The sequence below is a fragment of the Streptomyces sp. NPDC014734 genome (assembly GCF_043083325.1).
Lineage (GTDB): Bacteria > Actinomycetota > Actinomycetes > Streptomycetales > Streptomycetaceae > Streptomyces.
The window spans coordinates 22,905-33,214 of record NZ_JBIBYN010000002.1 but is presented as its reverse complement, the minus strand read 5'-3'; the positions used below and the strand labels follow the sequence as shown (position 1 = coordinate 33,214).

Annotated in this window: 7 protein-coding genes, 2 tRNA genes, 1 pseudogene and 1 riboswitch; of the genes and pseudogenes, 8 read left to right on the top strand and 2 right to left on the bottom strand. The window is 69.9% G+C overall.

The genetic code is table 11. The features are described 5' to 3' along the window. From ACF1CT_RS04075 to ACF1CT_RS04065, 3 genes and pseudogenes are all read left to right on the top strand, one after another. A pseudogene (locus tag ACF1CT_RS04075) lies at positions 1 to 334 on the top strand (RNA helicase); the annotation flags it as partial. Between the two features lie 188 nt (positions 335 to 522). Next, positions 523 to 2,052, top strand: a complete 1,530-nt coding sequence (locus ACF1CT_RS04070) for an amino acid permease (protein WP_391782198.1) — start codon at positions 523 to 525, stop codon at positions 2,050 to 2,052. Positions 2,053 to 2,132: 80 nt separating this feature from the next. Further along, a tRNA-Lys gene (locus tag ACF1CT_RS04065) sits at positions 2,133 to 2,205 on the top strand. Positions 2,206 to 2,365: 160 nt separating this feature from the next. On the opposite strand, the gene ACF1CT_RS04060 is transcribed toward ACF1CT_RS04065, so the two are convergent. Continuing rightward, complete coding sequence (locus ACF1CT_RS04060; RefSeq protein ID WP_391782197.1) at positions 2,366 to 2,794, bottom strand: SHOCT domain-containing protein; 429 nt, start codon at positions 2,792 to 2,794, stop codon at positions 2,366 to 2,368. A gap of 249 nt (positions 2,795 to 3,043) precedes the next feature. Between ACF1CT_RS04060 and ACF1CT_RS04055 the strand changes: the two genes are divergently transcribed. The 5 genes from ACF1CT_RS04055 to ACF1CT_RS04035 all read left to right on the top strand — a co-directional run bounded on the left by ACF1CT_RS04055 (position 3,044) and on the right by ACF1CT_RS04035 (position 8,481). Beyond that, a tRNA-Met gene (locus ACF1CT_RS04055) sits at positions 3,044 to 3,117 on the top strand. A 288-nt stretch (positions 3,118 to 3,405) separates the two neighbouring features. After that, positions 3,406 to 4,506 (top strand): PP2C family protein-serine/threonine phosphatase, encoded by a 1,101-nt coding sequence (locus tag ACF1CT_RS04050; RefSeq protein WP_391782629.1) that lies wholly within the window; start codon positions 3,406 to 3,408, stop codon positions 4,504 to 4,506. Positions 4,507 to 4,752: 246 nt separating this feature from the next. Beyond that, a riboswitch (cyclic di-AMP (ydaO/yuaA leader) is annotated at positions 4,753 to 4,905 on the top strand. Positions 4,906 to 5,174: 269 nt separating this feature from the next. Beyond that, positions 5,175 to 6,236: a M23 family metallopeptidase gene (locus ACF1CT_RS04045; RefSeq protein ID WP_391782628.1), complete on the top strand. Its 1,062-nt coding sequence runs from the start codon at positions 5,175 to 5,177 to the stop codon at positions 6,234 to 6,236. A 614-nt stretch (positions 6,237 to 6,850) separates the two neighbouring features. Continuing rightward, complete coding sequence (locus tag ACF1CT_RS04040) at positions 6,851 to 7,795, top strand: aldo/keto reductase (RefSeq protein ID WP_391782196.1); 945 nt, start codon at positions 6,851 to 6,853, stop codon at positions 7,793 to 7,795. A 356-nt stretch (positions 7,796 to 8,151) separates the two neighbouring features. Continuing rightward, positions 8,152 to 8,481, top strand: coding sequence for a hypothetical protein (locus tag ACF1CT_RS04035; RefSeq protein WP_391782195.1), 330 nt, complete (start codon positions 8,152 to 8,154; stop codon positions 8,479 to 8,481). Between the two features lie 159 nt (positions 8,482 to 8,640). Here ACF1CT_RS04035 and ACF1CT_RS04030 read toward each other — a convergent pair whose 3' ends face one another. Further along, on the bottom strand, positions 8,641 to 10,200 hold the full coding sequence (locus tag ACF1CT_RS04030; RefSeq protein WP_391782194.1) for a PrsW family intramembrane metalloprotease: 1,560 nt from the start codon (positions 10,198 to 10,200) through the stop codon (positions 8,641 to 8,643). Positions 10,201 to 10,310: the final 110 nt, after the last annotated feature.

Below are 10,310 nucleotides of genomic sequence, written 5' to 3'. Positions count from 1 at the left end.
CAACCGTGACCGTCGCGACGACCGCGGTGGTGACCGTCGTGACGACCGTGGTGGGGACCGTGGTTTCCAGCGTCGTGATGACCGTTCGTCCGGTGGTTTCCGTCGGGACAACGACCGTCCGTCGTTCAACCGCGACCGTCGCGACGACCGTCCCTCCGGCGGCTTCCGCTCCGGTGGCAGCGACCGCCCGTTCAACCGTGACCGTCGTGACGACCGTCCCTCCGGCGGCTTCCGCTCCGGTGGCGGCGACCGCCCGTACGGCCGTCGTGACGACCGCGGCACCGGTTCCTTCGGCCGCCGTGACGACAAGCCGCGCTGGAAGCGCAACGGCTGAGCGGTGACCCGGTCCCGCTGAACATCGCCCGGAAGCGGGCCCGCTCCTTCGGGGCGGGCCCGCTTCCGGTTTCCGGCACCTCGGGTGAGGGGCGGCGTCCGCCGTGACGTACGGCCGCGTCGCGAGTTTTCCCAGTCGTGACCACGGCGACCGCATGTGGGCGCCGGAGCGAGGGAATTGCTGGGGGCATGACAAACGATACCGGTGAGAACAGGCCATCCCGGGACGTCTCCGACGAGGAGCGCCTCGCGCAGCTCGGATACACGCAGACGCTGGCCCGGCGCATGTCGGCGTTCTCGAACTACGCCGTCTCGTTCACGATCATCTCGGTGCTCTCCGGCTGTCTCACGCTCTACCTCTTCGGCATGCGGACCGGCGGCCCCGCCGTCATCACCTGGGGCTGGGTCGGTGTCGGGCTGATGACGCTGTTCGTCGGCCTGGCGATGGCCGAGATCTGTTCGGCGTACCCGACCTCGGCCGGCCTCTACTTCTGGGCCCACCGGCTGGCCCCGCCGCGCTCGGCGGCGGCCTGGGCGTGGTTCACGGGCTGGTTCAACGTGCTGGGCCAGGTCGCCGTCACCGCCGGGATCGATTTCGGGGCGGCGTCCTTCCTCGGCGCCTACCTGAACCTCCAGTTCGGTTTCGAGGTCACGCCCGTCCGCACGATCCTGCTCTTCGCCGCGATCCTGGTGCTGCACGGTCTGCTCAACACCTTCGGCGTCCGGATCGTCGCGATCCTGAACAGCGTGAGCGTGTGGTGGCACGTCCTCGGCGTCGCCGTCATCGTCGGTGCCCTGACCCTCGTCCCCGACTCGCACCGCTCGGCGTCGTTCGTCTTCACCGAGTTCGTCAACGGAACGGGCTGGGGCAGCGGGTTCTACGTCGTGATGATCGGCCTGCTGATGGCCCAGTACACCTTCACCGGATATGACGCCTCCGCCCACATGACGGAGGAGACCCACGACGCGGCAACGGCGGGCCCGCGCGGCATCGTCCGGTCGATCTGGACCTCGTGGATCGCCGGCTTCGCCCTGCTGCTCGGCTTCACCTTCGCCATCCAGTCGTACGACGGGGCGCTGAACTCCCCGACCGGCGCCCCGCCCGCCCAGATCCTGCTGGACGCTCTCGGCGCCACCACCGGCACGTTCCTGCTGCTGGTCGTGATCGGCGCGCAACTGTTCTGCGGCATGGCGTCCGTCACCGCCAACAGCCGCATGATCTACGCCTTCTCGCGCGACGGGGCGCTGCCCTTCTCCCACCTCTGGCACACCGTCAGCCCCCGCACCCGCACCCCCGTCGCCGCGGTCTGGCTCGCCGCCCTCGGCGCCCTGGTCCTGGGGCTGCCGTACCTGATCAACGAGACGGCATACGCGGCGGTGACCTCGATCGCCGTGATCGGCCTCTACATCGCCTACGTCATCCCCACCCTGCTCCGGCTGCTCCGGGGCGGCGACTTCACCCCGGGGCCCTGGCACCTGGGCCGCTGGTCGCGCCCGATCGGTGTCGTCGCGGTGGTCTGGGTCGTGATCATCACGGTGCTGTTCATGCTGCCGCAGGTCTCGCCGGTCACCTGGGAGACGTTCAACTACGCGCCCGTCGCGGTTCTGGTGGTCCTCGGTTTCGCCGCGACGTGGTGGCTGGTCTCGGCCCGGCACTGGTTCCTCAACCCGGATCACCAGCGCACGACCACGCCCGCCGCCCCCGTCCGCACCCCGTGATTCCGTCGCGACGGGCCCGGTGGCCGATACCCGATCGGCTGCCGGGCCGCGGCGGGCTATGCTCAGGGGTGATTCGCCAAGGGCCGTTAGCTCAATTGGCAGAGCAGCGGACTTTTAATCCGTTGGTTGTGGGTTCGAGTCCCACACGGCCTACCGCGACAACAGCCCTCCCCGAACGTTTCGGGGAGGGCTGTTCCGTTGCCGGTCGACAGCGGATGCGAGGCGGACACCGGGGGCGTCGACGGCGCCGGTGTCCGGTGGCCTGTGGTGGCGCGAGGGGTGCCGTGCGGCTCCAGCCACTCGGCCCCGGCTCTCAGACCAGGAGCTTCGCCTTCGCCCGCTGGTACTCCTCCTCGGTGAGGGCGCCGCGGTCCCTGAGTTCCGCGAGCTTCGTCAGGTCGTCCACGTGGCTGTCCCGCTTCGGGCCGGAGGAGGCGTCGGCGGCGTGGGGGCCGGGGGTGCCGACGGCATCGCGTAGGTACGTCCTGAAGGCGGCCTCGCGTTCCTGCGCCTGTTTGGCGTCACGCCCGCCCATGGACCGGCCGCGCACGATCACGTACAGAAGGACGCCGAGGTAGGGCAGCAGAAGCGCCACGATCAACCATCCGGCCTTGGCCCAGCCGCCGAGGTCGTCGCTGCGGAAGATGTCTGCGATGACCTTGAAGAGCAGGAACAGCCACATGATCCAGAGGAAGAACCAGAGCATCGTCCAGAAGAGGTTGAGCAAGGGGTAGTTGTCCACGTTCGCTCCCCGGTCACCGCGATGTCGTCGCGTCGGCCAGTCGACTGATGAATCAGTGATATCACCCCATATCCGGATCCGCTCGTCGCCGTCCGGAGGGGTGGCGGCCGTTCGGCGAGGTGTTGCGGTGTCGGTGACGCGGCTCCGGCGGCGGCACCTTCTTCCGGTGCCCGTGTCCCGCCGCGTACACGGCCCGGACACCGAGTGGTCATGAGCGCTCCGAACATGCCGTAGAGTTGTGTTCACCGACGCGGGGTGGAGCAGCTCGGTAGCTCGCTGGGCTCATAACCCAGAGGTCGCAGGTTCAAATCCTGTCCCCGCTACTGAAGACCTGGGCCCGACACGCATGCAGCGTGTCGGGCCCAGGTCGTTCTGGCGTGCGACGGCCGGGCGCACATCGGGTGGGGTGTGAGCTGCGCCCTGCGGGTACCCCCATTGGGGGACGAGGATTCGCCGCACGGCTCCGCTCCGGCGAGCCTGAGGGCGGGGCGCGGTATCGTCCGCAGCCGCGCGTACCGGGCAGGAGACCACAGGTGTGGAAGCGGCTGAAGCGGCGCGGCAGGCATGCCGGAGAAGGGGCAGGGGTCGCCGGTACCAGGCAGTTCGTGCGCATGCTGCCCGCGCTGATGATCGCCGGCGGACTGGTGTTCGACCTGTTGACGCCGCCGACCTTCACCGCCATCCCGATGTTCGTGGCGGCACCGCTGATCGCCGCGCCGTTCTTCTCACTGGCCAGCACCATTCGTATCGGCGTCGCCTCGATGCTGGCCGTCGTCGCGCTGCGGCTGTTCAGCAGGACGTTGCCGGAGATCGTGCCGCTGATCGAACTGCTCACGCTGGCCACCGTCTCGATCCTGGCGGTGGTGATCAACGGGGTCGTGCGGCGGAGCAATGAGCAGTTGGCGTCCGCGAGGGTCATCGCCGAGCGGGCCATGCGCGCCGTGCTGCCGAAGCCGTCTGACCGGATCGGAGGGCTGCATGTGGCGGCCCGGTACGAGGCGGCCCAGGCGGACGAGTTCGTCGGCGGCGACCTGTTCGCCGTGACGGACACCCCGCACGGGGTGCGGCTGGTGGTGGGGGACGTGCGCGGGAAGGGGCTCGACGCCGTGGAGACGGTGGCGGTGGTCATCGGGGCGTTCCGGGAGGCGGCCGAACAGGAGCGTTTCCTGGAGGGCGTGGCGCGGCGGCTGGAGCGGGCGCTGGCGCGGGAGGGGGAGATGCGGAGGGGGCTCGACGCCGTGGAGGGCTTCACCACTGCCGTACTTGCCGAGATCCCGTCGGGGCTGTCCCGGGTCCGGATCGTCAACCGGGGGCATCCGGAGCCGATCCTGCTGCACCCGGACGGGGCGCTGGACGTTCTGGCGCCGTCGGTGCCCGCGCTGCCGCTCGGCATGGACCTGGGCGCGTGGCCCGACCGGGCGGACGAGTGGGAACTGCTGCCGGGAACGACTCTGCTCCTCTACACGGACGGTCTTTCCGAGGCGCGGAACGCCGAGGGGGTCTTCTACGATCCGGCGGCCCGGCTGCGCGGGCGGATCTTCCCCGGCCCCGAGGAGCTGCTGTCCGCGCTCACCGATGACGTGCGCCTGCACACGGGTGGCGAGTCGACGGACGACATGGCGCTGCTCGCGGTCGTGCGTCCTGCGGAGGGGCAGCCGGACCGGCGCAGAACCGTCCGGATCGTGGGGCCGGGCCCCGTGCGATCGGGATGACGTCCGGGCCGTCGAGGGCGCCACGGTGCGTAATCGAGAGACGCCGCTCCGATAACATTTGACGCAACGTCAGTTCAAGGGGTGTGACTGAGGGGCGATCAACTCGTCTGTTGCGTCCGCCTGTGTCCCGTAAAGTCCAGGCCAAAGACGTGAACGATCAGTGGGAACGGCTTGGAATCGGACCCGGGTGTCTATTAACGTTCGATAACGCAGTGCGGTCGTCCCAGCCGTCGTCAGTGGCGGCACCGCGTGCGAGCGCCGAATTCCGAAAGGAAACCGGGGAACCATCACCTTGGGGTGAATCGGACATCTGTGCCTCGTGAGAGGCGGAGAAGTCCGTAGGAGACCTTCCTGCTCCGAACCCGTCAGCTAACCCGGTAGGCGAGAAGGAAGGAAAGGAGTGCGCCCCCGTGGCGTCCAACAAGCCTGCCCCAGAGGCCCCCACCCGGCTCGACTCCGCATTCGGACCCGGTAACGGCGCCGACTTCGCCCCGGGGTACGGCTCCGGCCCGGGATATGGCTCCGGCCAGAGCTACGGTTCCGTCCAGGGTTACGGTTCCGGTTACGGTTACGCCCCCGAACCCGGCTACGGCTCCGAGTACGGAACCGTCGGCACGGGAACGGCGTTCGGCTCCGATTCCGGTACGTCGTACGGCACCGATCCCGGCATGGGCGGCGGTGAACCGGGCGAGGTCTTCGTCGCGGGCCGATCCGGCGGTGAGTTCCACGCCGACCTCGACCGCGGTCCCGAGCGTGCCCTGGACGAGTGGAACCCCACCGAGGAGTCCGTCCGTCCTGTACGCGGCAAGCACCGTGTCGCCAAGCAGCGCAACGGACTTGCCCGCAGTTCCACGGTGCTCGGGGTCGGCGTCATAGCGGCCGTCGGCGCGGGCGGCATGGCCACCGCGCAGAGCAAGCCGCCGGTCTCCATCTCGCTCCCCGACTCCATCGCGGACAACCTGCCCGACGCCGCGTCCCTTCCCGGCGTGGGTGCCTTCTTCTCGGGCGGCTCCGAGGACGACAAGCCCCGGGACACCACCGCCGACGCGCCGCTCACCACGGCCGGCCTCACCTCCGCCGAGGCCGAGCAGGGTACGACGGACGCGGGGGAGGCGCTCCGCGCCCGTATCCTCCAGCAGGCCGAGCAGCAGCAGGACGCCGCCGACGCCGAGGCCAGGGCGGCGCAGGAGAAGGTCGCCGCGGAGAAGGCCGCCGCGGAGGCCAAGAAACAGCAGGACGCCGCCGAGGCCAAGGTCGCCGCCGAGAAGAAGAAGGCGGAGGAGGAGGCCAAGAAGAAGGCCGAGGCCCTGCGTCTCGCCAAGCTCGCTGCCAGCTATGCCATTCCGGTCAGCTCCTACACCATCACCTCGACGTACGGGCAGGCCGGCCCCATGTGGTCCTCCGGCCACCACACCGGCCTCGACTTCGCGGCGCAGACGGGCACGCCGATCAAGGCCGTGCACAGCGGCACCATCAAGTCGGCGGGCTGGTCCGGCGCGTACGGCTACCGCACGGTGCTGGAGCTGGAGGACGGTACGGAGCTGTGGTTCTGCCACCAGTCCTCGATCGGTGTCGGCGTCGGCCAGAAGGTCTCCACCGGTGAGACCATCGGCCGGGTCGGTGCCACCGGAAACGTGACGGGAGCCCACCTCCACCTGGAGGTCCACACCCCCGACGGTACGGGTGTCGACCCGATGAACTGGCTCCGGAACAAGGGGCTCACCCCCTGAACCACCGCTGGACGGGCTCCGGATCGTCGTCTCCGGCCGTCCTGCGGTGCTGAGTTCCCGGTGGCGCTGAGCCCCCTGCGGTGCTGAGGTCCGCGCGCTACCGGGTCCCTCGTGGCGCTGAGCCCCTGCGGGCCTGGTGGGCCCGGTGGGCCCGGTGGTTCTTGTGGTTCTTTGTGGGCCTCGTGTCCTTGAGCCCTTGAGCCCTTGAGCCCTTGAGCCCTCGTGTCCTTGAGTCCGTTGGGGTTCACGTGCCCTTTGTGGACCGAGCTGGTTCGCCGGCCATGAAACCTCGGCGGCCCTGGCGCTCCCCCCGACGCCAGGGCTGCCGGCTTGCTTTTCGGCGCCCGTCCCGACGTCCGTTCCGACACTCGGCTCGGGCGTACGGGCGTACGGGCGTACGGGCGTACGGGTGTACGGCGCGCTGCGCGCGGCCCTTCGCGTCTGCGTCCGTGCCCGCGTCCGCGTTTGTGCCCGTGTGCGCGTGGCTGTCGCGCGAGTGTCCTGCTTCGAACGGCGGCGGTCGGCACGGCAGTTGCACGAGAAAGACCGAACAGGTGACGGCCGAACAGCCGATGTCCGGAATACCGCGGCGAGCGGAATTCGTTGGGCCACACATGACTTCTCTCCGTAAGCTGGGCGCTTCCGACCTTCAGGTCTTCCCCCTCGCCCTTGGCGGCAACGTCTTCGGATGGACGGCCGACGAGGCGCAGTCGTTCGCCGTGCTGGACGCCTACGCGGCAGCGGGCGGCAACTTCATCGACACCGCCGACGCCTACTCGGCCTGGGTTGCGGGCAACGAGGGCGGCGAGTCGGAAACCGTCATCGGCAAGTGGCTTGCGGCGCGGTCCAACCGGTCCGACATCATCGTCGCCACCAAGGTCGGTTCCCACCCGTCGTACAAGGGGCTTTCCGCCGCGACCATCAAGGCGGCGGCGGACGAGTCGCTGCGCAGGCTCGGCACGGACCACATCGACCTCTACTACACGCATTTCGACGACGAGACCGTTCCGGTCGAGGAGATCATCACCACCCTCGACGAGCTGGTGAAGGCGGGGAAGGTGCGGGAGATCGGCGCCTCCAACATCAGCGCCGAGCGGCTCCGGGCGTCCGTGGACTTCTCGGACCGCGAGGGGTTGGCCCGCTACGTCGCGCTCCAGCCGCACTACAACCTGGTCTCCCGCGACACGTATGAGGGCGCTCTTCAGGACACGGCCGCCCGGGCCGGCCTGGGCGCCGTCCCGTACTTCGCCCTCGCCGCCGGTTTCCTCACCGGCAAGTACCGTCCGGGAACTCAGGTGGAGAGCGCGCGGGCACAGAGCGCGGCGCCGTACCTGGAGTCCGAGCGCGGGCCGAAGGTTCTGGACGCACTGGACAGGGTCGCCCGGGCCCACGACGTGGAGATCGCGTCTGTTGCCCTGGCCTGGCTGGCCGCCCAACCCACCGTCGTCGCACCGATCGCCTCGGCCCGCACGGTCGAGCAACTGCCTGCCCTGCTGGCCGTCGCCGACCTGCGACTGACCGAGCAGGAACTGGCCGACCTCACCGAGGCATCCGCCTGATACCTGCGCCTGCCGCACCGTTCCCGCTCCCGTTCCCCCTCCTGTTTCTGTTTCTGTTCCTGTTGCGGTTCCTGTTCCAGGCTCAGTTCCCGGCTCATGAACAAAGGGCGGGCGGGGCCGGAAGCAAGTCGGACGCCGGACCGTCGGCACCAGGCCTCGGACGCGAGCGGCGACACGACGGCACCGCAGTGACGTGGGCGACGCCACCGCAGCGACGAGTACGAGACCCGCTCACCCGCGCATGGCGTGCGGGCCGAGCGGGTCGTCCCTCGTTGCCTCCGTGTCCGGGATCACCCCGTGTGCGGGACCGCCGCCCTGCTCGGAGGCGCTGCCCGCGGACGAGGCACCATGAGCGTGTGGACATCGAACTGCTCTACTTCGCCGACTGCCCGAACTGGCACCTCGCACACGATCGTCTCCGCGAAGCCCTCACGGCCGCAGGCCACCTCGACCCGGAGATCGGCCTCCGCGCCGTCGAGACGGATGAGGAGGCCCAGGCCCTGCGATTTCCCGGCTCACCCACGATCCGTGTCAACGGACAGGATCCCTTCCCCTCCGCGGCCCCGACCTATGGCCTGACCTGCCGGGTCTACGCCACACCGGACGGCCTGGCCGGAGCCCCCACCGTCGACCAACTCGTCCGGGCGCTCGTCGGCGAAGGCCAAGAACCGTCCCGTAACTTCTGATGCCGGGCACGGCGGGACGGCGACCGCCGCGTCGGCGCCGCGGAGTATCCGCAGCCCGGAAACCAACCGCAGCCCGGGAACCGACCGACGTGCGGCGCCTCCGGCGGTGCGGTGCCTCCGGCCGTGTGGTGCGCCGGGTCGTGCGATGCACCGGAGTTCTCAGAGCTGGGCCGGCCCGTTCCCGGTCTGCTGTCGTGGAGGCAGCAGGTACGGGTTGTGGCCGGTGTAATGCTGCGGGTACGGCGCCGGAAACCCCCACGGGGGCGGCGGCGGGTACGACGGGCGCAACCGACCCGTCGCCTGTGCCGCGTAGGTGAGGGCGGGCGCGGCCACGTCCCTGCGTTGCCAGAGGTGGTGCAGCAGCTCCAGCTCGCGTGCGGTGAAGTCAGGGCCGACCGCCCCGCGACGGGCCTGCCGACGGAGTGAGGCCAGTGACGTCGCGAATGATTCGTACTCGGCGACGGTGCGGGCGGCGGCCTTCCCCTGTGCCTTGATCTGCGCCTTGATCTGCTTCGTGTCCTGGGACTTCGTCCGCACTTCGGGGAACGGCCGGTACGCGGGAGGGTGCCCCGGCCCGTACATCGACGGGTGTCCCGGACCGCCGTACGGGCCTTCCCAGCTGTTCCCGGCCGCGGCGACGTGCCGTCGGGCCGCGTCGCGGGCCATGCCGCGGGCCCGCATCGACGACAGGGCGAGAGGTTCGGCCGGGGTGAGCCAGCCGGCCGCCGCGTAGGCGGGCAGCTCGGCGGCGAGCGTGCGCAGCTCCCGCTGCCGCGACCAGATCGCCAGCCAGGTCACCAGACCGAAGACCGGCACCATGAACACCCCGTACACGGCGTAGAAGCCATACGGGCTGTAGGAAGCCGATCCGTTCCACAGCGCGTGCATGCCCATGGCGAGGACGAGGCCCAGCAGCGGCCACCCGATGCGACGGAACCGCTGACGGCGCGCACTGACGGCGGCCAGCCCGAAGCCGATGCCCGTCAGCACCGTGAAGAGCGGATGGGTGAACGGTGACAGCACCGCCCGCACGAAGAACGTCGCGGCCGTCACCGAGACCACCCCGGCGGTGCCGATCTGCTGGTCCTCACCGAAGGCGTTGCCCAGGTAGAGGATGTTCTCGGTGAAGGCGAAGCCGCTCGCGGTGAATCCGGCGACGACGACACCGTCGACGATTCCGTTGAACTCCCGTCTTCGGAACAGGAAGACCAACAGGACCGCGGCGGCCTTGGCGCTCTCCTCGACGACCGGCGCTATGACCGTGGCGCCGAGGGTGTCGGCGTTCGAGGGGTTCGCGGTGGCCATCCAGCGCATCGCGAACGAATTGGCGGTGAGCGCGATCAGGGCGGCGGCGAACGCGCCCCAGGCGAAGGCGAACAACAGATTCCGCCAGGGCGCGGGATCGACCCGGTCCAGCCAGCGGAACGCCGCCATCAGAAGGGGCACGGGCAGCACGGCGAGGCCCAGCCCCACGAGGAACCCCTCGGTGCCCGTCTGGTCGCGGACCAGGGCCAGGATCGCCAGGCCGCACAGCGCGAGCACCGTGCACACGGCCGCGATGCGGAATGTTCTGCTGCGCCACACCATGCCGACGCGCCGAGGCCGGTACAGCCAGTACCTGCGCTCCGGCACGGCAGCAAGGATCTCGCCGACCCGCTGCTCCTGGAGGAGCGGGACGGCCGGCTGCGGCTGTCGTTGCTGGACAGACCCGTCGGACACCACCCCATGACCCTAACCAGCAGCACCGACACTGGCCATGGGACATCGGGTCATGCGCTTCTTCCGGCCGGCCGAGTGTCTTTTCCCGGTGCTGCCGTTCGGTTCCCCCG

What these genes read in the sequence shown, in the direction of transcription:
- ACF1CT_RS04070 (WP_391782198.1), top strand. Translation starts at nt 523, where the DNA reads ATGACAAACGATACCGGTGAGAACAGGCCATCCCGGGACGTCTCCGAC.
- ACF1CT_RS04050 (WP_391782629.1), top strand. Translation starts at nt 3,406, where the DNA reads ATGCTGCCCGCGCTGATGATCGCCGGCGGACTGGTGTTCGACCTGTTG.
- ACF1CT_RS04045 (WP_391782628.1), top strand. Translation starts at nt 5,175, where the DNA reads ATGGGCGGCGGTGAACCGGGCGAGGTCTTCGTCGCGGGCCGATCCGGC.
- ACF1CT_RS04040 (WP_391782196.1), top strand. Translation starts at nt 6,851, where the DNA reads ATGACTTCTCTCCGTAAGCTGGGCGCTTCCGACCTTCAGGTCTTCCCC.